Source organism: Sporomusa rhizae (assembly GCF_041428845.1).
Lineage (GTDB): Bacteria > Bacillota > Negativicutes > Sporomusales > Sporomusaceae > Sporomusa > Sporomusa rhizae.
Map to the genome: position 1 here is coordinate 4,681,345 of NZ_CP156925.1, position 24,985 is coordinate 4,706,329.

Genomic DNA, 24,985 nt, shown 5'->3' on the forward strand with positions numbered 1-24,985 from the left:
ATGGATAACCGGTATGAACTCAACAAAAATTTAGCACAGATGCTAAAAGGCGGCGTCATCATGGATGTCACCAATGCGGAACAGGCCAAAATTGCTGAAACAGCTGGCGCAGTGGCTGTTATGGCACTGGAAAGAGTACCAGCCGACATTCGTCGCGAAGGCGGTGTTTCCCGGATGTCTGACCCTAAAATGATTCGGGAAATCAAAGCTTCCGTTTCCATTCCGGTAATGGCTAAAGCCCGCATTGGTCATTTTGTGGAAGCCCAAATCCTTGAAGCCGTCGGTATCGATTATGTCGATGAGAGTGAAGTGTTAACTCCTGCCGACGAAGCCTACCATATTGATAAACATGCTTTCAAAATCCCCTTTGTCTGCGGCGCCAGAAACTTGGGCGAAGCACTGCGCCGGATCGGCGAAGGCGCTTCCATGATCCGTACCAAAGGCGAAGCCGGTACCGGCAACGTCGTAGAGGCAGTAAGACATATGAGAACAATGCTGGCCGATATGCGCCGGGTCAAAGCAGCTCCTCAGGAAGAACTTATGAGCATTGCGAAAGAAATGGGCGCGCCCTATGATTTAATTCAATACATCTGGAAACACGGCAAACTTCCTGTCGTTAATTTTGCCGCCGGTGGCATTGCTACCCCGGCTGATGCAGCCCTGATGATGCAGCTAGGCTGCGACGGAGTCTTTGTTGGCTCAGGTATCTTCAAATCCGGCGACCCGGCCAAACGGGCCAAAGCCATCGTGGAAGCCACCACTCACTACAACGATCCCGAACTGCTTGGGAAAATTTCCGAAAACCTGGGCGAACCTATGGTCGGCATAGAAATTGACAAAATCAATGCTGCTGAACGGTTGGCCGAAAGAGGCTGGTAATATGCCGGCAATCGGGGTACTTGCTCTGCAGGGTGCGGTTCAAGAACATCTTGACTGTCTGAATGCGCTCCCTGATATTGAGGGCATTGCAGTAAAAAAGGCGGCTGAAATCAACGCTGTTGACGGCCTCATCCTTCCTGGCGGCGAGTCCACTACTATGGGCAAACTGCTGCGGGAATTCGACCTGTCACAGCGAATCATCGATAGAGTACAATCCGGTATGCCGGTATGGGGCACCTGTGCCGGAATGATACTTCTGGCCAAAAAAATCGTTGGCCAAGACAACTGCCACCTCGGACTTATGGACATTACGGTACAACGCAATGCGTACGGCAGCCAGCTTGACAGCTTCACAACCGAGGCTGTTATCCCGGAAATTTCGCCTGACGCTATTCCACTGGTGTTTATCCGGGCTCCGTATGTCGAAAACGCGGCAGTCAATGTAACAATCCTGGCAACTGTCGATGGAAAAATAGTCGCCGTCGAGGAAAAGAACATGCTGGCAACAGCGTTTCATCCCGAACTAACTAACAACTTGGCCTTTCACAGCTATTTTGCCGCAAAAGTTAAAGCGAGTAAAAACAACTCAATCTGCTCTTGCCTTGCAAGATAAAGAAAACTCAACTTACGCCGAGTCTTGACCAAAGCAGCAGCCGATGGAGGATAAATAAAAAAAGTACTTGTTGATTGGAGATGACTCCAGCAGCAAGTACTTTTCTTTTACCTCTAAAATCGAACACCAAAACGATCTTCCAGAAACTCAATAAATAGTTCACATAATACCGGGTCAAATTGGCTGCCTGAACAGCGTTTGATTTCTTCAATACACTCATCTAATGCCACAGGCTGCCGGTAACACCGCTTAGTGGTCATAGCGTCAAACGAGTCACAGAGAGCAAGCATTCTACTTAAGAGCGGTATGTTTTCTCCGGCCAACCCGTTTGGATAACCTCTGCCGTCATATCGTTCATGATGATGCCGCATAATGGGAATAATGGCTTCAGCACCATCAATGACTGCCAGCATTTCTGCCCCATGCTCAGCATGCTGCTTCATAATTGTGAACTCTTCATCATCCAGTCTCCCGGGCTTGTTCAGAATATCATGAGGAACCTTGATTTTTCCGACATCGTGAATTAACCCGACAATAAACGCTAAACTGATTTCATCCGAGGTCATGCACATTTGACTGGATAAACCGGCCATTAGGTCAGCAACATGTTCTGCATGCATGGAAGTATAGGGATCGCAATAATATACCTCTCGGCAAAACTCTTCTATTGCCTCCATATTAACTTTGTTTATGACAGATAGTTGCTGTTGGTTTTCTTTGTCCACCATGTCACCTATAGCCCGCAAGTCGTAGTTCTAGTCCGTTATTCTGCGCCTAGTATTTTTTTTCCTGCCCGCAGGGGTTCATTTTTTATTTCCCAACATAATTTCAAATAGCAACACAACCAAAAGAAAACTCACAGAACTAGACTGTGAGTTTTCTTGCTCCTGAACCTTTATTACTCATTAATCGGCCTGACCGGCTTTGCCTCAATATATCCCCGCTCACCCCAAGGTTCCAGCTGAAATCTCGGGCCGTCTTCCTTAGCCCAGCGAAAACCGTACAGTTCGGGGTTGTAGTTACTAATCGCCTGCCATACGTCGGCAATTGCTTCCTGAAACTCTTCATTTTCAAATGGCGGCCCTTGAAAAACCATCACTTTACATGGCGGCAGTTCGATTATCTCAAATCCGTCCGGCACCTCATCGCTATAGTCGATTGGGACTTCGACTCCCTGTGCATATTCCGAGGTGCCCGGTCGCCGGAACCGCTCCGGCAACCATAGCCCAACAGGCTCATATAGCGCTTGTTTTATACTGCACAGTATTCCCCACACCTCGCAGCCAACTTCCCGACAGTAATCAAAATAGTTATCTGCACTAATTCCCCGCTTCAAAATCAGCTTTCGTGCCGGTCTTTCGACTACTTGAACAAACACAGTTGTCATCTGTTTCTTCTCTGTCATTTTTAGTACCCCCTTTTGCAGCATTAGGTAATAACTACGAACAGGACTGGGCCTAAACAATGGCAGCGGCGGTGTTTTTTGACGGTAGCGGTATGGTGTGATGCCAAAGTTATCGGAAAAAGCCCGGGTAAACCCCTCATGCGAATCAAAGGCAAAGTCAAGAGCTACATCAATAATCCGTTTATCGTCATCCCAAAGCTTGACCGCAGCCCGGGAAAGGCGCAGGACACGAATATATTCAAGTGGGGTTTTTCCGGTTAGCTGCTTAAATATACGCGAAGTGTACCAAGGCGAATAACCGGCCGCCTGCGACAGCCTATGGAGAGTTATTGGTTCATTGATGTTCTCTTCAATATAGTTTTGCACACGCTGTACGGCATTGATTTTATCCCAGTTGTTCATCTAATCACCCCGCATAAAGCATAGCACAGGACGTTGCTTTCACTCTTGACTTGCTTTGCTAACTTATGGCGTTCTATGAACCTTAATCTAAAAACTTCGCAGCCTGCTCACAACCATACAACGCCGCTTGATCATTAGGGTTGATTCTCAATGCTGCTTGAAATAAAACAAAGGCGGCTTTGTAATCTTTCCGTTGTAAAGCTTGATACCCATCTTGCATATGATTCGCATAGTGATCCAGTTTATTTCCCGCTAAATCGTAGAAGTAATCTCCTGCCCGGATTATTCCCTGCTGTGGAAAATATCCGGTAATCGGCTTATCAAATACCGGTTGTATCACCCAGTTACCGGTTTTATCAATAATCCCATATTTGCCATTTAAGCTGACCTTAGCCGTACCTTCATTAAAATCTTCAACCCTGTCATACCGTGCAGCTACTGCAAATTTACCCGTATTGTCCATAAAACCGTATTTACCGTTTACTTTTACCGGGGCTAAGCCTTCGCTAAAATATCCGATCATATCATAATCAGCTTTTACTATTTCTGTACCGGTTTTATCAATAAAGCCAAATTTGCCATTTACTCTTACCATCGCCAAGCCGTTCTGAAATTTAAAAATCCAATCATATTTAGGCTCAACTATGGTATTGCCTGCTTCATCAATCAAGCCATATTTGCCATTTATTTTTACGTCTGCCAAACCGTTGTCAAAGAGACCTGCAAACTCATACTTTGATTCAATCTCTCTTCCAGTTGTTTCAACAAGGCCCCATTTACCGTTGACCTGTACCTGCGCCCACCCTTTAAACACGGTAGTAAACTCGTCGTATTTAGGCGGTATCACCATGTTATTAGTTTTATCAATTAAGCCCCACTTGCCGTTTACTTTTATCTGGGCATACCCTTCGTTAAAATCCCGAACACTCTCGTACTGCGGAGTTATTACCATTTTATTGGTTTTATCAATAAAACCCCATCTGCCATTCAGTTTGACCTTGGTCAGACCTTCAAAAACAGAGCCAACCTCGTCATACTGTGGTTCTAGCACCATTTTGCCTGTTCCATCGACGAAACCCCATTTGTTGTTCACCTTCACCTGAGTCAGACCCTCACGACTTTGGCCAATGTCACTCAGCTTAGGCATTGTTACCAGTTGACTGGTTTTATGATTGAAAAGACTCCATTTACCATGTAAAGACACCAGGCTCCGGCCTTCTCCGATAACCTCGGCTCTATCATATTGCGGCTGGAGTACTATGTTGCCGGTTCTATCGACAAAGCCATATTTGCTGCTTGTTACCGTTACTATTGTCAAACCTTCGTTAAAATTAGGCTGAATATGATCATACTCAGCCCGTACTACAATTTTGCCGTTTCTATCAATAAGACCATATTTGCCATTTATTTTTACTTTTGCCAACCCTTCCGCCAAGTACAGGAGCATCCCTTCATTTGCATCAAACTTAGGCTCAACTACTACCTTGTTAAATTTATCAATGTATCCCCATTTATTTTTCAGGTTTACTCTTACTATGTCATCATCTTCAAAGAAATTGGCGTTCCCCGTAGGTTCCAGCACCGTGTTGCCGGTCCGATCAATATAACCGTACTGACCATTTATTTTTATCCAATTGTCCCTATACCCTTTTTCTCTAATAGGCTGAACAAAATCATATTGTGGCTCAATCACCCACTTGCCGTTTGACGCCAAAATATACCCATTCTTTTCCCCGCCGGATAATATTACCTTAAGATCAGTCACATTATCATAATCCGCTTCGGGACTTGCCTGAACCTGTGTGGAGAAACACACGACAATAGCAAGAATAAGCCAATGGAATATTTTTGGGGTTTGTCTGTATTTTTTCAAATTCATTTGCCTCCGTTATAATTCACGTTCGTCATTAGTAATATTCTCCTTTTCCCATACTTTTCTTTTGATAGAAAAAACGGAACTTTGTCGAAAATAAAATAATTTAGCAAAAAGTATAGCCCTTTCAAAAGGCATCCTTTTGAAAGGGCTATTGTTATGTCCGGTTTAAGATTCTACAATCCGGTAGGTGTTATAGCGATCTGAGCCGTCATATTCCAGCGCAGCCGCTCGTCCCAGCGTTCGGGAGCGATAGAGACTGTATAGGTAATATCACCGCGTTTCTTCTCGCCGTAAGCCCGGATGGACTTTACCCTGCCCGGTATCTCTAAACCAGGAATACCATCAAAGGTTAAGGCTACCTGATCGCCTTTTTTTACTTTGGCAATAGTGAGTTCTGTCAGGTCGTCACTTCGAATCTCCCATTCACTTTCATCAGCAATTCGCACCAATACTGAACCGACTGCCGCATGCTCGCCGACTTTTACATCGAGATATGACACCGTACCGCTGATAGCAGCCTTCAATTCCGTTTTGTCAAGCAAACCTTCGGCTTCAACCAACCGGGCTTGCTGGGTTTTAAGTTCGGCCTCAGTCTGAGCCAGCGCCGCCTTGTTTCGATCGGCTGCGGTTTTAGCCTGATCATACTGTTGCTTAGAAGCTGCACCAGCCTGTTCCAGGCGTCTTTGCCTGTCGAGTTCGCGCTCAGCATCGGCTAAGTTAACACGCGCCTGCTCCACAGCCGCTGCCGCACGGCTAATATCGGCGCTGGTACTGCCTACCTTAGCCTGATAGTCTTGGCGTACCAGCCGGATAATTGACTGCCCGGCCTGTACTTTATCGCCTTCGTGCACTAGTACCTCACCAATCATGCCCTCGATCGGCATGACCATCTGGGAATACCGTACAGGGAAGACTATGCCTTCCGCCAATACCCGGTTGTCGGCTTTAACCGGAAGTATTTCTTTTTTCTCCCCTTGGCGTCCGCTGCTAAACCACCAGCCACCGGCACCTATTGCTATAATAAAAAGGGTTGTCAATAGCCAGTGGCGTTTCAGCCATCGGCCCAATCTGCCCAAACGTCCTGTATTCATTACTCTCTCTCCGTTCTCCACTTATTCATAACCCAATACTTCGCGTACACTCAGCCGCGCCGCATTTCGTGCCGGCAGCAGACTCGCCAGAACCGAAAGTAAGGCAGATAGCAGCAGCCATATCCCCACACCCAGGAAGCTAAAGGAAAAGGACAGCGGACTTTGCAAAAACATTACCCCCACCTGGTAACTTAAGAGAAAGGCTATCGGCACAGCCAAAATGACGCCAAACAGCCAACTCAACACGCCAATACACAGCGCTTCCACTACAAATACTTTGCCAATCGCTATGCTGGAAGCGCCAATTGCCCGCATAACCCCAATTTCCCGGGTTCGTTCCAGTACATTTATTCCCATTGTACCTGTAAGTCCCAAGGCTCCGACAAAAGCCAGCAATACTGCCATAATCAATAAAAATACAGTTAATACATCGAACTGAGATCGAATGCGCTGCTTTTGTTCCCAAGTAACATCAACATTTTGTACCCGCAGGTTATTATCCTTCAAGTGTTTTTCCAGCTTGCGCCCCAAATCAGTCTGTTCCTTTGAATTAGTCGAATGGGTAACAATTTGTACAGACCTGGCCCCGCCAGCCTCTTGAATGGCTCCGGTGAACCAAGGATACGGAGCGTAAACAATTGGCCCGGTTAACGTGCTCTTAGCAATACCGACTACTGTAAACTTAAGTTTGCGGGTACCGACCTTAATAATCGCCTGGCTGCCCACTTTTAGCTGCGGGTTATCTTTTACGGCCTCGGTATTTACTACCAACGCACTTTCATCCTCAGCAACAAGCCAGCGTCCTTCAATAATTTTGGATTGAATCATCGTGGTATCTACCGGCGGTGCCAACACAAAGACATTTTTGCTGGCGTCATCCTCAGATTCTTTCCGCTCATCCCGCAGAATCCGGCCGGAAGAAAATCCCCACGATTCTGCAGCTTTTACACCGGGAACCTTTAGGACTTCATGTTCAATCCGGGTAGCCCGGTAGTTTTGGGTAAAACTGATCGATATATCATAGCGAAAATAATCAAGCGCATCATCAAGTGTAGAATACAACGAAGACCGGACACAAAAAACGGCCATAAATACCGTACCGGCAACAGTCAAAGTCAAAAGCGTTAACGCCAGGCGCCATTTCCGCCGGAAGGTGTTACGAAGTGAAAGCAGAATTGGGCGTGACAATGAACTCAGCCGTTCCAATAGTCTGTCTACCCAGACATCGATCCGGTTTTTGGCGGCAACATTGCCAATCCCGTAATCGCTGACAGCCTCACGCACAGTGATCCCCGTCCCGCGCCAGATAGGCCAAATGGCGGCCAATACCGGCACAATAATTGCTGCCACGGCCTCTACCAATAAAACCTTAGGCGGTAATTCCAGGCCGCCGGAATCAAAATTAAACACCTGCGCCATAAACCCGGTAACCGCACTTGCCGCCAACGCTCCCAGCGGAGCAGCAACGGCCAATGCCAGTATGCCATACGCCCCCACCAGGATTAAGTACATCTTTAATATCTGATCACGCCTGGCACCGATGGCTTTCATAATTCCAATCTGCCGGGTTTGCTGCGTTAGTATAGCCGACACTGTATTCACAAGCAAAAACGTTCCTAATAATAATGAGAGAACTCCCAGAACGGTCAACAAGAGGATTAAGGCATTTATAATACTTTGCAGCGGATGTTCGCCCGGCTTGTTAACCTGCAGCCAGAACACGGTTGTATTGCCTTGCTCCAGCTTGCTCCAGCCCCGCCGTCCGATCGCTTCGATCGGTGCGGTTTCCTGCCCCTTTAGTACCCAGGGTTCGACAACAAAATTCACCTGGTCCAGCTTTCGTTCTTCATCCAGCTTTTCCAGAGTATCCATATTGATATAACCGTAAGACCGACCACTGAACATGCTGGAAATCTGGCTGGAGTCATATACTACACCGGTCACTTTCAAGGTCCGTTTCTTGCCGGCAGGAGTTTCCACTTGAATACTGCCGCCTTGGGCTACACCCAAATCGGCCAGCGAAGTACGTTCAAGCAGTACATCACCGTCCCCGGGCGGCCAAGCTCCGGATTGAGGTTTAATGATATTCACTTTTTGTTCCGTGTAATCGGGCAAAGCGGTTAAATACATCTGCCGCCACTCGCCGCTTGCAGTTTGCACCCGCAAATCGACATTACGCCGGCCCTGAGCCTCTTTAACCCCACGCAAACTACGGACGCTGTCAACAAGTTCTTCATCAAACGGATCGGCATACAAGCTGGCACTCGCCGGCGCTGCCGACTTCCAGCTAATGGCTAAATCCCTCTCAAACATCAGATAGGCACTATACACCATGCCGACCGCAAAAACACCTACCGTAACCGACAGTACTACCAGCAGGGTTCTTAGTTTATTGCCCCACAAATCGGCCATTACCTTGCGCCAGCGCGGCGGAACTACTGTGAAATTAAACATGGCTGACACGCTCCGGCGTTTCAGCCGCTACAACCTGCCCGTCATATACGGTGATAATCCGGCCGCTGCGGCCGGCTAAATCATTGTCATGAGTTACCATTAAAATGGTTTTTCCCTGTCGGGCGAGTTCTTTGAAAAAGTCGAGCACTGCCGATGCCGTCTTGCTATCCAGGTTGCCTGTCGGTTCATCAGCAACTAAGAGTGGCGGATCATTGGCCAGTGACCTGGCGATCGCCACCCGCTGCTGCTGTCCCCCTGACAAATTTCCTGGTAACTTGTGGGCTTGTTCGTGAACTCCCACCATTTCCAGCAAGGATAGTGCCCGCTTTTGCCGTTCTAACAGCCCATACATATTACAAAAGTCCATAGGCAGCATAACATTTTCCAAAACTGTTAACGTAGGCAACAATTGAAAGAACTGAAAAACCACCCCTACCGTCCGTCCCCGCCACACGGCAATTTGGTTTTCAGTCAGGGTATGTACCGGCGTCCCTGCTACCCATACTTCACCGCCTGTCGGACGATCAATACCTGTAATCATATTAATTAAGGTAGATTTACCACTACCCGATTTTCCTACAACAGCAACAAATTCACCGGCGTTAACCGTGAGATCGATGCCCTTTAGTGCTTCAAATTCGCCGGCTCCGGTCGTATATATTTTACGCACCGCTGCCAGTTCGACAGCCGCTTTAGTCTGAAGAGGCGGCGGTAAATCAACACTAACAAGTCCGGACAACCATTTTCCCAGCATAAATTTCTCCTTTTCTCCCATTCACCGCGTTCTTTGCATTTAAACAACCGTCATTAAGTTGAATAATCAGAACTCAATATTTTTCTCCCTTACTGAAAAGAACACCGGATTAAAGATAACCCTGTGTTCACATTTACAATTTATTCAAATATAATCATTGCAAACGTCTTGTGCGTATAACTCCTCGGCACCTCATCTAAATAGCTGATATCATTCAATTCAAGTTGTTTGGATAGTTGCTTAAATTCGTACAAGTAATCAAAGCTTTGTCGGCCAGATAAATTCTTTAGTGATCGCTTGAAAATATTGACCATTTTCACAAATGGATGATACAAGCAAATTACAGCCTCATTACCTCCAACAAAGTCTTTGAAGTAGATAGAGCCTGCTGTACCCTTCCGTAGCAAATGGGTTACCTGCTATGCCTCTATTATAAGGAGTTTTTTATTAATCAACAAGATAAATATGGTAAATCAAACCAATATGGCTATATTTCATGATATTCGTCAAAAATTATTGGTTACTATTTTTGGTCAGATTTTAATGCAACGTTATTGATTATTAGTTATTTTACGAATCTCTTTACGCTTTTAGATTTTAAGATATCGATTTTTTAGTATGTAAGTCAAGCGACTGTTTTATTGCTACTCCAATTTCATCAAGTAAGGCAAATCTTTTGCGATAATAATTACGTTTGTGTGACACAACTTCATCTATGGTTTTTCGTGATTCATTTATAGGAAGTTCAAAGAAACAAGGGTCATCACAAACTGATCCTCCAGTTTCATTCCAAAATATATCAAGAGATGTTTTTAACTTTCTATTGAGACGAATGTGGTTATTAGCATAATAACCATAATCAGATACTGCAAAAATTTGTTTAATTGACAACTCTTCGGCAAATGTACGTAACCCAAAAAGAATAAAGTTCTTAGGTCTATAGCCGAAAAAATATTTAGTGATTTCACGATTAATTTTTAAACCTTCCCGTGTTCCCTGAAGGGCACCTATTTTTAGTATGGGCTCCCCTTTTTTGTTCAATTCAACCCAGAAGGTTACCGTATAGGCTGCATAACCGCCTATTTTTAAAACTAATCCCATCATGCCTTCTCTATAATAAGTATGAAACAAACATAGTTCTAAAGAGATACTTTCGCCGTGATAATCACTTTCCCAAATAGTAATGCCTTTGCCCATATATATCTGTCGTATTGCGTCCTGAGTCAGTTTATTTTCGAAAAAGAATAAGTGTTCTTTAATGAGTGCCATTCTTTGACTGAAGGTAGATCCCCGATAAAAAATGCAACGAGTAACCTGCTCATAAATCGCCGGATGAGCGGAAAGAATATCGCGTCGTAAAGAATTCGAATGAAGAAATTCTCTTAATTCCTGCATTTTTTTATAATTAACCATTGAACGAATGATAAATACTAATGAACGTCGGTAAGCATTAAAATTATTATCATCGTAAATTTTAGCGCTCATCTTGACGTAATATATCATAATTTTTATACCCCCTAGGTAATATTAGTGTATTTTAAATTTTGCGGCATTTTGTTCTAGCTCTTTTGTTATAGCCATGTCAATGGCATCCAAAACAGCAAATCTCTTTCGATACAGATTACGTTTATTGGTTACCACTTGCTGCAAGCTTTTCCGCATTTCGTAACATGGCAACTCAAAAAAACGAGCATCGTCAGATATTTGACCACCTACTTCTCCCCAAAATTCATCAAATGACGTTTTAAGTCTACGATCCGCATAAAAACGGTGATTAACATATGCGCCATAATTAGACGCAGCATAAAGTTGCTCAATCTCGAGAAAGCGAGCAAGCACGCGTATAACAAAAACCATAAGATTTTTAGGCCTATAACCAAAGAATGCTTTTGTTAAGCCGCGAATAGTTTGTGCTTCGCCTTGAGCACCTTGAATGCAACCAATCCACAATGCCGGTTTGTCCTTCCGATCTGGAGCTATCCAAAAACTCACTGAATAAAACCTTTTCTCACCAAGGTTAAAGCTAATTGCCATTAACCCTTCTTTTCTATATATACGGTCATAGTGTAATTTCAAAAAAAGGACTTCTTCTTGATATGGTTGACTCCATAAAACGATCCCTTCGCCAAAATAAATATTTCTTAGCGCCGCTTCTGATAGATGAAATTGCAAAAGCGAAAAGTGTTGCTTCAATATTTTAAATCTTTCTTCCATCGTTGATTTATGGTATAGCCATTGGCGCGTCGTTTGCTCAATAATACATGGGTGCTTAAGTGTTATACTGAAAATTAGAGGATTAACTCCGAAATAATCCAATAATCTGGTCATAAATTTGTACTTAAATATGCCGTGCACGGCAAAAATTAATCGTCTCCAAATAATCAAACGTGCTGGACTATTGCCTCCCCATATGTCCTTGTTCTGTATATAAAATAATAACTTTTGCCAATATGAAAATTCTTTATACGCCATAAAAGCGGAACCATTTTTACTCGTCATTACCGTTACCTCTTTTTCTAAACTAAAACCAATTGCTATAGCTATTTTTATCTTACAAACTGACTCGGCGGGAGCCATCATTTCAGTAAACTTTCGTGTCTACAAAATAGATGAAGGCAGATTTACTTACAATAAAGATTTGATAGAATTTATATATGAAATGGATTTACAGTGGGTGTGGACTAAGTACGACGATGACGATCCATATCTTCAGGGTCAATATAGATTTGCCAAATGACATAAAAGATACAAAAACCACTGGTTATAAATAGAATACTGAAAATAAGAACTATCTTGGGTGCAAACCATATAAACGCTGTTAGCGCATCTATCTGTTCCAATACCTAGACTCCTCTCTTTCTATCCACCCGACCGGAAAATGCTCCCTGGGCTCAAGTTACTGCCCAAAGTCAGCATATCTACATTTTCTCAAACTAAAGAATAGCGATCAGTGGGTTTTGGAAATTGGTAATAACACCCGGAAGAAGGTGCCCTAAAATATAAAAATCAAAATGATGTTTATAAGATCATTTTGATAAATTGCAATGTGTTCAGTGTCCCAAACTGCTGAATGTGCTGGCAAGAATATAAAGAAAAAAGTACTGGGTGTCAGTGAACATAATGCTCAATATTATGAGCATAGGATTTAGTGCTAAAGGAATAGTTAAAGATAAAATAACAGTACAGCACCGGCTACAATAGCAAATGCTGGGGCAAGTTCCCCAGATGCCAATGGCCGGTGCATTACTTTTGATGTATTCATATAGTCAGAATCTGTCCTTCCAAAGGGCTATGTTGCATCATCTCCTCAATTAAATAATAAATAAAAAAATGCCATCTTACCATTTACTCAAGTCATGTTTTGAGTAATAAATAAAATGACATTTATCATATGACAAAATATTCAATAAAACAGCAGGCCAATCCTTATTATACTTCTCCTTCAATGATTGATATCGGATCGACTTTTTTTAGCATGCGCCAAACAGGCAATAAACTGCTGAAAGTGACAAATAAGGGCATGGATAATAGTTTGAAAGTATAACTTTGATCCCATAGCACTAATGGCAGACCGTGTTCCATCAAAATAAAGCTGCTTAGAGCCCATTCACATACTGCAGCGACAACTAGCCCACTGATGAATCCCAACAAATTAATCCCGGAAATTTCCAGAAACGCTTTTCCAATAATAGTTTGCCTGGTATGCCCTAACGCTTCCAACAGGCCGAACTCAGGACGTCTTTGGTAAAAATAGATATAAAACAGGAAACTGACACAAATGGTTACAATACCTGTAATTACTAAATAAACAATGTTAAAAATCATGATAATGCTGTTATTTACATTATTAAAAGAAACTTCTAGCGCAGTTGTGGTAATTAGCTTGCTATCCTGTTGGAAAAGGTGTGCTAAATAATTTTTAACTTGAGCAATTTGCCCTTTTTGGGGAATAATCAAAGTTGAGAGCTGATCTTCAGCAATTTGCTGTTTAATGCAGCCTAATTCAGATAATCCGATGACTGTTTGTCCATCAAAAAGGCCCACTAATCGATATTCTCCCTCTAACAATTCGGATTGAGAGATGTTATTGCCAAAATGGTCGCCGATTTTCAATCCCTTATTGGCGGCAATTTTCCAATGTAAGATTACATCACTGATACCCGGGGTTGGAAGTTCTCCATTGATTAAGGTAAGATTTAAATCGTCCATCACGTCTTCAATATCTTTTGATTGTAAAAAAAGAATGTAGGCAGATTCGATACCATACAACGAGACGGCTTCAACTGCAATTGGTAGAACTTTAGAGATTGCTTGGTTTTGGTCAAGTAATTGTCTTAAGCGGTCTCGGTTTTCCGGGGATTGTTTTGAACTATCAATCATGGCCAATCTCGACACAGGTTCGAGCGTTGCCGCTTGATAAAAATTAATCATGGTCGTTGAAGAAACCAATAGTACGGATTGTAAGAAGGCGCTGAGAAAAGTCACCAAGAAAACTATTATAATTTTTCTTTGATTATTTTGGTAATACTTCAAAACGGAAAGCGGCTTGATCATTTTAACTCCTGTCCTTGTCTGGAATTACACATTTTCTGTTGATTTAGGGAGACTTGAGGGGAGAGTAGTTTTAATAGTACGACCATCCCACATATGAACTACTCGGTCGGCCTGCTCCAAGATCGAATAATCATGTGTGGCCACCAAGATAGTGGTCTGACCTTTTAAACTCGCCAAAATATCCATTACCATTCGAGCATTGCTGTGATCGAGGGAAGCGGTCGGCTCGTCGGCAAAAATGACTTTGGGTTGATTCACCAAAGCACGGGCAATGGCAACTTTTTGACGTTGTCCAACTGACATTTTGTAAGGTTTCTGATTTGCAAAATCGGCAATGCCCAAAATTTCAAGGAGGTTTATAGCGGTATTGTGCCAGGCTTTTTGGCTTTGATTAACCACGGCTAAAACATTGTCGAGCACTGATAAATAATCAATGAGAAAATGGCGTTGAAAGATAAATCCATATTCTTTTCTGCGGATTTCCGCCAGATCATTATAAGACATGCCTTCTAATGCACGGTCTTGATAATACACCGTACCAACAGTGGGCTTTTTTAATCCGGACAGAATATACAATAGCGAACTTTTCCCACTTCCGGAGGGGCCGATCATTCCAACCATTTCGCCGTGGTTTGCCAAAAAGTTGACATCACGAAGTGCGTAATACTCATCATTTCGTTCATTGCGATAAATAAGACTTAAATTTCGTGCCTCTAACATTGCTTGCTCCTTTAATGTCATATCTTTTTTTAAAGGCAGTAACTTTTTAATAATAATACAGCATTAGTCCGATCATTAACACCAATCTTACTATAAATGTTACTGATATAGTTACGAACCGTACCTTCGGAAATAAAAAGCCCCATCGCAATTTGTTTATTCGAAAAGCCCTGCGTTAACATGGTAGCAATTTCTTTTTCCCGTTCGGACAGCTCAGCTAATGTTGAACTTGGTTTTTTGGGGGTAATTTTAAGCAGTCCCTGGGCAAGTTTGGCGGCGACAGAAGGCGGTAAAATCATTTTTTCACCGATAGCATCATGGATGGCTTCCACTAATTTTTCGATTTCAATGTCTTTAAGTACATATCCGTTAGCCCCGTTAGCCAGAGCTTCCATGATATATTCTTCATCATTGAAAGTTGTCAACATAAGAACTTTAATTTCGGGATAAGTTTGCTTAATTTGTTTAACAGTCTCAACACCATCCATTTCAGCCATTCGGATATCGAGCAATACCAAATCTGGAAGCGCGATCGGATTAAGTAACGACAGAGCTTCTTTACCACTTGCCACAGCGGAGATAATATTTATACTTTCCTCCAAATTCAGGACTGTTTTTAATCCTTCTCTGAATAACAGTTGATCATCTACGATCATGATGTTAACTGGCATAGTTTTGGGCCCTCCTGCAGTGGAATTGAAATACGAATTAGACAACCTTCCCCCGGTTTTGAATAAATGCTAAAAATTCCTCCCAGCCCTTTAACCCGTTCTTCCATGGTTGTCAAACCAAAGCCGGGGATTAGCTTTTTAGTGCCGACGCCATTATCCTGAAGTAAAAACTCAATCCATTCTTTAGTGCGCGTTAGATTGAACACAAAAGCGGTACTTTTTCCATGACGAATTCCATTGGTAATACCTTCTTGGAGAGCACGGTAGAGTGCTTTCTCTTCTTCTGAGGTAAGCTTGGGCAATTCGTCAATTTGATAACGTATATGAACATCGCTATGTAACATTGTTTCGAGAATCAAAGATTTAATCGTAGAAATAAAATCTAGCATATTGTTTCCTGAGTTAAGCGTTTCAACAGAGGTACGAATATCTTTCAGACCTTTGCGAATTTGACTTTTGGCCAATTTGACTTTGGATGCCGCCAAGCCGGGATCAATCGCAATTAAACGTTCTCCAGCTTCCAGTCCCAGTAAAACAGTGGTCAACGTGTGACCAACTGTATCATGAATTTCTCGGGCTATTCGGTTTCGTTCCCTCAGAGCAGTAATATCCTCCAACTCCATGGAGGTTTCTTTCAGTTTTTGATAAGTCTTTTCCAGTTCTTTGGTCTTAATTCCCAATTGAATCGTCACTTGTCGCAAATGTTCTTTCTGCTGAATTTGATAACGAATAAACGTCATCATGATGAAGCAGCCTAAAAAAATCATAAAATCGACCAAGAGTTGTGAAACTAAAAAGCTAAAATTAGGTGGTTGAAAATAAAGGTATCTTTCAAATCCGTGTATAATATACCCGATCAATGTGACTCCACCAGTAAAAATGGTTGAATAAGTTAAGGAAACATCGATAATTAGTACCAAATAAAAAATATAGGAAAAAGAACTTTGGTCAAAATAATTAATGGTAAAAACCATAATCAGATCAAGAATAATATTAATTTTGCCTAGATACAAATATCGAGTTGAGTCATATAATATGGCTCTGCGAATTGTTACGGATGTCACCAGTAGGCTGGAAATAAAGAAAAGCAACCAACATTTTTCCGAATTTTTTATAACAATTAAAACTATTCCTATTAATAAAATTAAATATATTAATAGGGTAATCGTAGTTTCGGTCTTTTCATCAGTAGTCAAATTGCTATCTGAAAACCTCATTTGTTCCGCCTCACATATAATTAAATCATAATAGCTAATCGCTAATGCTAAAAAAGCAACAGAAATAATATATTTTTGAAATTATTACTAAACAAGTGCATCCAGGTTATTATCTTAGAAAATAAATTCAAGTATAATCTCTGTTTAAAAGTTTCTATTATTACCAAAATAATCCTGCTAGTTTACATTCAACTAACATGATTTACGTTAAGATACTACGACTATATCCCAAGTAAAGTTCAATCAGGCAGCCCTTTAATTATAAAGGACTGCCTGATTTGCACACAGTAACCATCTACCATAATTCACAGAATAATCTCACCTTGTACCAAAATAACTGCTGCGAATAATCTTATCTGCTATCTCCCACCCGGATACTACCTGTTCCCTATCCCGCTCTGTCGTCGCCTGACCAATAAACTGACCATCAGACAGAACGGCAAAATTTTTAGCGGTATTCAAAAGATTCCTCCCCATAGCGGTGGTCGTGTACTCCTGCTCATCGATTCCCATGAGATAGGCTACTGTTGGCAATATATCGATATGTCCGCCTATGGTTGGTATTTCCCGCCCTTGTAGATTTTTATGATAAACGATAAATGGAACCCTATGCTCGTCATCCAGCCACCAGTCTTCCGCCGGTGCAATACTTTTTACTTCTTCCGGATACAGCTTATGTACTCCAGTATGGTCGCCGTAAATCACGACAACGGTGTTGTCTAGAATTCCGGCTTTCTCCAGCCGGTCCAAAAACTGGCCTAACTGGGTATCCGTGTAGTGGACTGTATGAAAACTCTTCCCCAGCATAGTTCCGGAAAATTTCGCGTCAACCGTTAATTCCTTGTATTTATCCGGCAATTCATAGGTACTATGATTGGTCAAAGTAATCATAAATACCAAGAATGGCCATTTGCGCTCAGCAATCAGCGGTGCCGTCTGACGGAAAAAAGAACCGTCACTTAACCCCAGTCCAATTTGTTCATCTAATTGGAAGTTAGTCGCGTCCAAACATAATTCATAACCTGTCGACTCCATGTTATACTGCCAGTTCCAATAGGCTTTATTATCGGGGTGCACAGCCAAGGTTGAGTATCCCTCTTTGCGAAACAGCTTCGGCAGCGAATTATAGGTGTTATTCGGATAACGAAAATACTCGGTACCCCGGCGCAGCGGGTATATCGAATTATTGGCCATAAATTCAGCATCCGCGGTAGTCCCGTTACTAACCTGTTCATAAAAATTGGCGAAATATAGACTATTCTCGAGTAAACGGTTAAGTACAGGGGTGATTTCCCGGCCATTTAACGTATGCTTCAAATAAAAAGTCTCCAACGACTCTACTTGAATAAAAATCAAGTTCTGTCCCTTAAACAATCCTTTATACTCATTGCCTGGCAACACTTCGTTCTTCTCACGGTACCAAGCCGTAATATCATTTTTTTCCTGCGTGGTAAGCTCCAAGGGCCGACAGTCAGCAATATAGTTGTACCCATCAAATAAATGGTAGCCCAGGGGCGATAACCCGGTCACTGTCTGGCTGGGTGCCCAACACATGGAGAATAGCCATTGCTTTTGACCGCGCTCTTCCGAAACATCAAAGATGTAATGAGCATAGCCCAAATAAACAGCAGCAAGCCCGGTTAATAGAACATACAGCAATTTGTTTCTGTTTATTTGGTGACTGCGTCGATAAACAAACACTGTTGCCGCCATTAAAACCGGGATATCCCAGAACAGCTTACTATCTTCGCCTCTGCTCATTGACCATATACTGCTGCCTAAGTTTTCAAGATTGGCGGCCTGACTTATCGCATGCAGCGAGAGAAATGTTGCGAACGCCCGGTAATTCCATAAATCAAAAAGAAAAATGAAGGACAGTATCAGATTGATTCCGATTAAGAACCATGCTCTATTCCGGCCTTTAAGTAAAAAGGCCGGTGATAAAACGATAATGATAAAAGCAAGATATACCGCGTAACTAGGCACAACCGCACAAAAATCTGCGAAATAAGCCTTTTGAAATTCCGTATAATTAACTACCCCGATTACCAGGGCCGATTTAAACAGCAGTGCCAGTAAGGTACCAAGCCACAGCAAATAAACGTTGTAGGATTGCTTCATAGCGGCTACCCTCTGACTGACTTGTTTTGTTTTAGCGCCCCCGGCCCGTCCTGTGCAACAGCAACCTCGGCCTCGCCAAAGGTTTTCATATCACTCAGAACATGCAGCGAAGCCTTAAGTAGCGACATCCCCATAGCAGCCCCGGTGCCCTCGCCGACATTCATAGCTAACTTTAAATACGCAGGCAAGTCCAGCAGCGTAAGAATAGCGGCATGCCCCGGTTCGGCGGCAAAATGCGAACCAATCAGATACTCTTTGGCTTGCGGTGCTATTTTTACTGCCAGCAAGGCGGCCGCACCGCTGGCAACTCCGTCCAGTACCACCGCTGCACGCTCCGATGCGGCGCCGAGTATCACGCCAACAAGCCCAGCAATGGCTAAGCTTCCTACTTTTGTCAGCATATCCAGCGGATTTTGCTTATCCGGATGATTCACCTGCAGTGCCTGTCTAACAATCGCGCAGGTCTTTTCCTCCCAGTCTGCCGCGAGCGGTGCACCATAGCAAGCGGCAATAGCCAGACCAGGAAGATTTCCGGCCATCCCCATTTCGCCCAAACCGATAATCTGTACGCCTTGCGCTATTTGTTCTCTGGCAATGGTGATTCCCAAAGCAATAGCCCGCATGGTTTGTTCCCGGGTCATGGCCGAACCATTCGCCATATTCTCAGTGCCATAGGCTATTTTCTCCGGCCGTACTCCCGGGAAAGGCGGTAAATCGGAGGCCACGCCAATATCAATAACCAGCGGCTTTGCCTGAGCATGCCCGGCAAGTACATTGATGATCGACTTACCCTGGGAAAATCGGTGAAGTTTCTGTGCTGTTGTCAACTGCCTGTTGTCCCAGGCAAATTCAGCAGCTACGCCATTATCAGCCGCCATAATAATAATACTTTTTTCCAGACCGCTCGGACGGGGATTACCGGTAATGCCCGCAAGTTGTCTGGCTATATGTTCAAAATAATGCAGGCTGTTAAGCGGTTTGGTCAGGTTATCCAACCGCAATTGGCAGCGTTCCATTGCCGTCGTATCCAGAGGTTTTATTGATGTAATTATATCTTCAAGCATGAGTCCGGCCTCCCAGAGTATTCAGAAGTTTTATCGCCGCCTGTAACATATCTATAGCAACCGACGCACCAATAGCTTCGCCCAGCCGTACCCCCATATCCAGGCAGGCTTCCAAATGTAAATGGCTAAGGGCAATGATATGAGCCGGCTCACCTGACAGATGGGACGCAAATATATACTCTTTACACAACGGATTAATAGCATTAGCAATCAACGCCGCCGCCGTGGTATTCAGACCGTCAATAACTACGGCGCAGCGGTTAGCAGCACACCCCAAAACGACTCCGGCTAACGCACCAATTTCAAAGCCTCCCACCTTAGCCAACACGTCGAGCCCATCCTGGGCATTCGGTTTGTTTAGAGCGAGTGCCTGGCGTACAATTTCAATCTTCACCTGCATCCGGCTATCAGAAATGCCTGTTCCCCTGCCGGTAATCTGTTCCGGCGACAACCCTGTAAACGCGCCCACAACAGCAGCGCTAGAGGTAGTATTGCCAATACCCATTTCCCCTAGGCTAAAACATCTATAACCTTCCCGTACCTTTTCATTAACAATTTCAATCCCGGCTTCTATTGCCTGCACAGCCTGTTCACGCGTCATGGCCGGGCCGCGGGTAAAATCATTGGTGCCGTAGGCAATCTTCCGGTGCCGCAATCCGGGCACATGGGACATATCGCCGGCAATACCCATATCAACAACCACCATATCGGCGCCGCAGAAATTCGCAAAAGCATTAGCGCTGGCACCTTTTGATATCAGATAGTTGGCGGTCATATGCATAGTAGTTTCCACAGGGTAAGCGCTGATTCCCTGCCTGGCAACTCCGTGATCGGCCGAACTAATCACCATACAAGTCTTAGGCAAAGCCGGCCATTGCTCACCAGTAATACCTGCGTACTGCTTAACCATTTGCCCTAGATGGCCAAGACTGCCGCTTTGCCCGGCTACAGCCAGCAAGGATTCTTCTACTTGCTGCATAATACCGGTGTCGGTAGAAGTAATGTGTAAAAGTGCATCATTGAGTAAACTCATAGCAACCCCCATAAAAATTACAAAGTAAAGAAAACACTTCATTCGCCAACCCTTCGCCCAAAACAACAGCCGGTTTGCCTTTATCCAGACAAAGTTACCTGTTTTTGCCAGTACAAAAACAAAAGACTCTTTTGGTAAATCTCCAAAAAAGCCTTCTTTTTCCACGAAGGATGGTAAAGACGGTGTAAGGCAGGTCTCCTGGCTCCCGGTTCATCAATACTTACGCCTTCCCCTTGACGAGTGACATCTGTAAGCTCTCCCCGGTACAGTGGCGGGCCCGCGCTTATGCATGAAATCATGCTCAGACTTCCCTATTCTCCCTAGCCGTTAGCTAAAGGCACCTTAACCGCATACTATTCATTTAATGCCCTAATTATAACAAACCCGCGAAATAGCGTCAACGGTAAAGTAATAAAGAAGCAACCCTATCTATGCCTTACAGCAATAATAGGGTTGCCCTTCAATTTATATACGATACCTATGGCTTAACCGTAGCCTTAAACATTTGCTTGCCGTCTTTCATTTCGATAATAACAGCATTTTTCACTGCGTCATGAGTTGCGTTCAGAGTCGTCGAACCAGTGATGGTAGTAAAGTCTTTGGTAGCGGCAAGAGCCTCACGAATTTTAGTCGGGTCCAGGCTGTTGGCGCGTTTGATAGCGTCAATCAGCACATTGGCCGCATCATAGCCAAGTACGGACATAGCGTCAGGTGCCTGTCCATATTCTTTTTTGTAGGCTTCAACAAATTCTCTAGAAGTAGCACTGGTATCATCTACCGAATAATGATTCGTGAAATAAGTATTGTTGAGTGCCGCTGCTGTCCCTATTTCCACAAGCTTTGGCGAATCCCAGCCGTCGCCGCCAACAATAGGTACGGTAATACCAAGCTCCCGCGCTTGTTTTACGATTTTGCCAACTTCTTCGTAATAACCTGGTACATAAAGAACTTCGACATTTAGTGCCTTAACTTTGGTCAGGATTGTTTTAAAATCCTGGTCTTTTTGCAAGTAGGCCTCTTCGGCTAAAACCGCGCCGCCGCCTTTGGTAAAAGCATCTTTAAAGAATGCAGCCAAACCTTTACTGTAGTCGCTGCTGCTGTCAACCAACATTGCAGCTTTTTTAAGGTTTAGGGTATTGAGAACAAAGTTAGCGCCTACCGTTCCTTGGAACGGGTCGATGAAGCAAACACGGAACGTATAGTCTTTTACCTTGCCGGTTTTCTCATCAACAGTAACTTTGGGATTAGTTGCACCCACTGCTAAAAACGGTACTTTGGTGGACTCAGCTACACTAGAGGCAGCGATAGCATTGGAGCTGGCAAACATACCGGTGATGGCTACAACTTTGTCCTGCGTCGCCAATTTAGTCATAGCATTGGCCGCTTCAGAGGGTTCACTTTTGTTATCGGCAATAACAGCTTTAATTTGTTTGCCAAGTACCCCACCCTTGGCGTTGGCTTCTTTAATTGCCATCTTCGCACCATTGGCTGAAGAAGTCCCCATAGTTGCATTGCCGCCAGTCATCTCATTTAAAATTCCAATTTTGACTTCATTGGAATTCGCTCCCCCGCAACCAGTTACAATACCTGCCATGAGCAACATGATAATTAACATGGCTGCCGTTTTTACCCCTGTCTTCTTCATTGCTAAAATTCCTCCTCTTTTTTGGCTGCAGCTGCTTGTCCTGAATGCATAAAATTGCACAATAAACTTTATAATATAAGTTTATATCAGGCAAAAAATATAAAATGAGCCTTTGCTTACATACTGCAAAAGTATACTGTTAAAATACTTTTATAGTATTTTTTCAACCTCTATCCATTATAATTCTAAATTATATTACATGTTTTTTATTATTTCAAGGTATTTTTAGCTCTTTTTGTTTAACTATTATTATATTTTTATTCATTTGTACTCATCGAATGTACATACGGTTTCTTTGTCCGTCACTCATGTCTTTTGGCTTATATTTTTCTTTTATTTTTACTCTTCTTATAAATATTAAAGTGTGCCCTCTTCCCGAAAGAAGATAGCACACTTTAATTTAACTCATTTATTATTTCTTTTGCGCTTTAATTATATCGGCTATTCCAGTTTCTTTTATAATCTTCGTTAGCTTTATGTTATCTTTTAGCCATCGATCACCAAATTCCTCTGAACCTGAGTATTTTATTTCCATTCCGATATCTGCCATACTTTTCTTAAACTCGGAGTCGTTAATCATTTCCTTAAGACCCGCCAACAACCTTTCCTTTTCCGAAACTGGAAGCTCTTTTGGGGCAACTATTCCAATCCAAAAATTAAACGCAAGATTTATTCCTTGTTCCTTAAATGTAGGTATATTTTCGAAATCAGGGATAGTCAAACGTGTTTCCTCAGCAACACCCAATATTTTAACTTTCCCGCTTTTTACATGTTCTTTTATAACAGCCGGATTTCCAAAAATAAATTGTACATGACCACCTAATAAGGCAGTAAGGGACTCCATATCGCCCTTAAAAGGAACCTGCACAACGTTGATTCCTGCTTCTTTGCCAAGCATCTCACCAGCAATATGACTTGTTGATCCTAATCCCGCATGTCCAAATTTGATTTCACCAGGATGTTCTTTAGCATAATTCACTAAATCGTTTACACTATTCCAGGGCTTATCCGCTTGTATTGCTACGACCATTGGTAAGCTTACTACCTGAACCAGAGGCTCCAAGGCTGTAGCGTAATGGTATCTCGTTTCGCCATAAAGCGGTTGTAATATCGCACTAGTACCAGCGACCCCGATTGTGTATCCATCAGGTTTTGCACCAGCAATTTCGTTCATGCCGATTGTACCGGCACCCCCGGTCACATTAACAACCACTAACGGTTGTCCAAGATGTTTATGAGATGATTTTTCCAGCGCTCTTGCCAGTAAGTCCATACCACCCCCGGCAGCAAACGGTACAATGATATTAATGGGCTTAGTAGGATATTGCCGCGCAATTACACTCTCCTTTGTCAAATTACTGCACCCCCCTAATATAATTGACATGCATAAAAGGCCTATCAGCACCACAAGTAATTTAGTTTTATAGCTCATCGGACTATCTCCAATTTAAAATTTATAAACCCCTATTTCTTTTGCGCCCTAATTATATCGGCGATACCTGTTTCTTTTACAATCTTAGTCCATTTCACATTATCTTCAGCCCATCGGTCATTAAATTCATCTGGACCTAAGTACTCCACTTCCATTCCTATATCCATCATGACCTTTTTAAACTCAGGATCATTAATCATTTTCTTAAGTCCAGCTACTAATTTTGCTTTTTCAGCTGCCGGAATACCCTTAGGAGCTACTATTCCATTGCTAAAGTTAAACGAAACATTAATTCCTTGCTCTTTAAATGTTGGCACATTTTCGAATCCATGGATGGTCATGCGTTTTTCCTCAGCAACACCCAATATTTTGACTGTTCCACTTTGCACGTGTTCTTTTAAAGCAGCCGGATTGCCTGAAAGAATTTGTATATGTCCGCCTAACAAAGCAGTTAGCGCTTCTGAATCACCTTTAAATGGAACCTGAGCAAGCTTAATGCCTGCTTCTTTGTTCAACATCTCACCCACAACATGTGTCGCTGTTCCTAATCCTGCATGCCCAAATTTAATTTGACCAGGATGCTCTTTGGCATAATTGACTAAATCACTTAAGTTGTTCCAAGGTCTATCAGCAAGAACAGCTATTACTTTAGGTGCACTCACTACCTGAACGATCGGCTCCAAAGCGGTAGGATAATGATATCTTGTCTCACCATAAAGGGATTGTAATATTGTACTAGTGCCGACGGCACCGATCGTGTATCCATTTGGTTCTGCGGCAACCATTTCGTTCATACCAAGCGTACCTCCACCGCCAGCTATATTGACAATAACCAAAGGTTGTCCGAGATACTTTTGAGAAGACTTTTCTAGCGTCCTTGCCAATAAGTCCATACCGCCTCCGGCGGCAAAAGGCACAATGATATTAATAGATTTAGAAGGATATTGTCCCGAAGTTGTACTCTCCTTTGACATATTACTGCACCCCCCTAATATAATTGACATGCATAAAAAAACTACCATTAGCGTAAGCACTTTATTTTTATAGCCCATCT

At 43.1% G+C, this 24,985-nt stretch carries 20 protein-coding genes and 1 riboswitch; of the genes, 2 read left to right on the forward strand and 18 right to left on the reverse strand.

Annotated features, from left to right (window positions below):
• Together pdxS and pdxT are read left to right on the forward strand one after the other, a co-directional pair.
• Positions 1–879: a pyridoxal 5'-phosphate synthase lyase subunit PdxS gene (pdxS, locus tag SRRS_RS21910; RefSeq protein ID WP_371363521.1), complete on the forward strand. Its 879-nt coding sequence runs from the start codon at positions 1–3 to the stop codon at positions 877–879.
• Between the two features lies 1 nt (position 880).
• Positions 881–1,492, forward strand: coding sequence for a pyridoxal 5'-phosphate synthase glutaminase subunit PdxT (pdxT, locus tag SRRS_RS21915; RefSeq protein WP_371363522.1), 612 nt, complete (start codon positions 881–883; stop codon positions 1,490–1,492).
• A gap of 113 nt (positions 1,493–1,605) precedes the next feature.
• Here the strand turns inward: pdxT and SRRS_RS21920 are convergent, their stop codons facing one another.
• The 18 genes from SRRS_RS21920 to SRRS_RS22005 all read right to left on the reverse strand — a co-directional run bounded on the left by SRRS_RS21920 (position 1,606) and on the right by SRRS_RS22005 (position 24,905).
• Entirely contained in the window at positions 1,606–2,220 is a 615-nt protein-coding gene (locus tag SRRS_RS21920; RefSeq protein WP_371363523.1) for an HD-GYP domain-containing protein, read from the reverse strand.
• Positions 2,221–2,390: 170 nt separating this feature from the next.
• Positions 2,391–3,299 carry a helix-turn-helix domain-containing protein gene (locus SRRS_RS21925; RefSeq protein ID WP_371363524.1) on the reverse strand — a complete coding sequence of 303 codons (909 nt, stop codon included), beginning with the start codon at positions 3,297–3,299 and terminating at the stop codon, positions 2,391–2,393.
• Between the two features lie 82 nt (positions 3,300–3,381).
• Entirely contained in the window at positions 3,382–5,172 is a 1,791-nt protein-coding gene (locus SRRS_RS21930; RefSeq protein WP_371363525.1) for a WG repeat-containing protein, read from the reverse strand.
• A gap of 176 nt (positions 5,173–5,348) precedes the next feature.
• Positions 5,349–6,266: an HlyD family secretion protein gene (locus tag SRRS_RS21935; RefSeq protein ID WP_371363526.1), complete on the reverse strand. Its 918-nt coding sequence runs from the start codon at positions 6,264–6,266 to the stop codon at positions 5,349–5,351.
• 21 nt (positions 6,267–6,287) lie between these two features.
• Positions 6,288–8,720, reverse strand: a complete 2,433-nt coding sequence (locus SRRS_RS21940) for an ABC transporter permease (protein ID WP_371363527.1) — start codon at positions 8,718–8,720, stop codon at positions 6,288–6,290.
• Positions 8,713–9,474 carry an ABC transporter ATP-binding protein gene (locus tag SRRS_RS21945; protein ID WP_371363528.1) on the reverse strand — a complete coding sequence of 254 codons (762 nt, stop codon included), beginning with the start codon at positions 9,472–9,474 and terminating at the stop codon, positions 8,713–8,715. Before SRRS_RS21945 ends, SRRS_RS21940 begins: the two co-directional genes overlap by 8 nt.
• Positions 9,475–10,071: 597 nt before the next feature.
• The gene (locus tag SRRS_RS21950) at positions 10,072–10,977 is read right to left on the reverse strand and encodes a VirK/YbjX family protein (protein WP_371363529.1); all 906 of its coding nucleotides are present in this window, start codon (positions 10,975–10,977) and stop codon (positions 10,072–10,074) included.
• Between the two features lie 24 nt (positions 10,978–11,001).
• On the reverse strand, positions 11,002–11,973 hold the full coding sequence (locus tag SRRS_RS21955) for a VirK/YbjX family protein (RefSeq protein WP_371363530.1): 972 nt from the start codon (positions 11,971–11,973) through the stop codon (positions 11,002–11,004).
• Positions 11,974–12,903: 930 nt separating this feature from the next.
• A complete protein-coding gene (locus tag SRRS_RS21960) occupies positions 12,904–14,028 on the reverse strand; it encodes an FtsX-like permease family protein (protein ID WP_371363531.1) in 1,125 nt (374 codons plus the stop codon).
• 24 nt (positions 14,029–14,052) lie between these two features.
• Entirely contained in the window at positions 14,053–14,748 is a 696-nt protein-coding gene (locus SRRS_RS21965; protein ID WP_371363532.1) for an ABC transporter ATP-binding protein, read from the reverse strand.
• Positions 14,749–14,777: 29 nt separating this feature from the next.
• Positions 14,778–15,419 carry a response regulator gene (locus SRRS_RS21970; RefSeq protein ID WP_371363533.1) on the reverse strand — a complete coding sequence of 214 codons (642 nt, stop codon included), beginning with the start codon at positions 15,417–15,419 and terminating at the stop codon, positions 14,778–14,780.
• Positions 15,401–16,162: a sensor histidine kinase gene (locus tag SRRS_RS21975; RefSeq protein ID WP_371363534.1), complete on the reverse strand. Its 762-nt coding sequence runs from the start codon at positions 16,160–16,162 to the stop codon at positions 15,401–15,403. The genes SRRS_RS21970 and SRRS_RS21975 overlap by 19 nt, the downstream gene beginning before the upstream one ends.
• A gap of 792 nt (positions 16,163–16,954) precedes the next feature.
• On the reverse strand, positions 16,955–18,757 hold the full coding sequence (locus SRRS_RS21980; protein WP_371363535.1) for an LTA synthase family protein: 1,803 nt from the start codon (positions 18,755–18,757) through the stop codon (positions 16,955–16,957).
• A gap of 5 nt (positions 18,758–18,762) precedes the next feature.
• Positions 18,763–19,821, reverse strand: coding sequence for a nicotinate-nucleotide--dimethylbenzimidazole phosphoribosyltransferase (locus SRRS_RS21985; protein ID WP_371363537.1), 1,059 nt, complete (start codon positions 19,819–19,821; stop codon positions 18,763–18,765).
• Entirely contained in the window at positions 19,814–20,854 is a 1,041-nt protein-coding gene (gene cobT, locus SRRS_RS21990) for a nicotinate-nucleotide--dimethylbenzimidazole phosphoribosyltransferase (protein WP_371363538.1), read from the reverse strand. The genes SRRS_RS21985 and cobT overlap by 8 nt, the downstream gene beginning before the upstream one ends.
• A gap of 170 nt (positions 20,855–21,024) precedes the next feature.
• A riboswitch (cobalamin riboswitch) is annotated at positions 21,025–21,214 on the reverse strand.
• A gap of 118 nt (positions 21,215–21,332) precedes the next feature.
• Positions 21,333–22,499, reverse strand: a complete 1,167-nt coding sequence (locus SRRS_RS21995) for an ABC transporter substrate-binding protein (RefSeq protein WP_371363540.1) — start codon at positions 22,497–22,499, stop codon at positions 21,333–21,335.
• 412 nt (positions 22,500–22,911) lie between these two features.
• Positions 22,912–23,883, reverse strand: coding sequence for a Bug family tripartite tricarboxylate transporter substrate binding protein (locus tag SRRS_RS22000; protein WP_371369910.1), 972 nt, complete (start codon positions 23,881–23,883; stop codon positions 22,912–22,914).
• Between the two features lie 80 nt (positions 23,884–23,963).
• Positions 23,964–24,905, reverse strand: coding sequence for a Bug family tripartite tricarboxylate transporter substrate binding protein (locus SRRS_RS22005; protein WP_371363541.1), 942 nt, complete (start codon positions 24,903–24,905; stop codon positions 23,964–23,966).
• Positions 24,906–24,985 lie beyond the last annotated feature (80 nt).

Bases quoted from the DNA above. Each gene is read 5' to 3' on its own strand.
- pdxS (WP_371363521.1), top strand. From the start codon at position 1: ATGGATAACCGGTATGAACTCAACAAAAATTTAGCACAGATGCTAAAA.
- pdxT (WP_371363522.1), top strand. From the start codon at position 881: ATGCCGGCAATCGGGGTACTTGCTCTGCAGGGTGCGGTTCAAGAACAT.
- SRRS_RS21920 (WP_371363523.1), bottom strand. From the start codon at position 2,220: ATGGTGGACAAAGAAAACCAACAGCAACTATCTGTCATAAACAAAGTT.
- SRRS_RS21925 (WP_371363524.1), bottom strand. From the start codon at position 3,299: ATGAACAACTGGGATAAAATCAATGCCGTACAGCGTGTGCAAAACTAT.
- SRRS_RS21935 (WP_371363526.1), bottom strand. From the start codon at position 6,266: ATGAATACAGGACGTTTGGGCAGATTGGGCCGATGGCTGAAACGCCAC.
- SRRS_RS21940 (WP_371363527.1), bottom strand. From the start codon at position 8,720: ATGTTTAATTTCACAGTAGTTCCGCCGCGCTGGCGCAAGGTAATGGCC.
- SRRS_RS21945 (WP_371363528.1), bottom strand. From the start codon at position 9,474: ATGCTGGGAAAATGGTTGTCCGGACTTGTTAGTGTTGATTTACCGCCG.
- SRRS_RS21950 (WP_371363529.1), bottom strand. From the start codon at position 10,977: ATGATATATTACGTCAAGATGAGCGCTAAAATTTACGATGATAATAAT.
- SRRS_RS21955 (WP_371363530.1), bottom strand. From the start codon at position 11,973: ATGACGAGTAAAAATGGTTCCGCTTTTATGGCGTATAAAGAATTTTCA.
- SRRS_RS21960 (WP_371363531.1), bottom strand. From the start codon at position 14,028: ATGATCAAGCCGCTTTCCGTTTTGAAGTATTACCAAAATAATCAAAGA.
- SRRS_RS21965 (WP_371363532.1), bottom strand. From the start codon at position 14,748: ATGTTAGAGGCACGAAATTTAAGTCTTATTTATCGCAATGAACGAAAT.
- SRRS_RS21970 (WP_371363533.1), bottom strand. From the start codon at position 15,419: ATGCCAGTTAACATCATGATCGTAGATGATCAACTGTTATTCAGAGAA.
- SRRS_RS21975 (WP_371363534.1), bottom strand. From the start codon at position 16,162: ATGATGACGTTTATTCGTTATCAAATTCAGCAGAAAGAACATTTGCGA.
- SRRS_RS21980 (WP_371363535.1), bottom strand. From the start codon at position 18,757: ATGAAGCAATCCTACAACGTTTATTTGCTGTGGCTTGGTACCTTACTG.
- SRRS_RS21985 (WP_371363537.1), bottom strand. From the start codon at position 19,821: ATGCTTGAAGATATAATTACATCAATAAAACCTCTGGATACGACGGCA.
- cobT (WP_371363538.1), bottom strand. From the start codon at position 20,854: ATGAGTTTACTCAATGATGCACTTTTACACATTACTTCTACCGACACC.
- SRRS_RS21995 (WP_371363540.1), bottom strand. From the start codon at position 22,499: ATGAAGAAGACAGGGGTAAAAACGGCAGCCATGTTAATTATCATGTTG.
- SRRS_RS22000 (WP_371369910.1), bottom strand. From the start codon at position 23,883: ATGTCAATTATATTAGGGGGGTGCAGTAATTTGACAAAGGAGAGTGTA.
- SRRS_RS22005 (WP_371363541.1), bottom strand. From the start codon at position 24,905: ATGTCAAAGGAGAGTACAACTTCGGGACAATATCCTTCTAAATCTATT.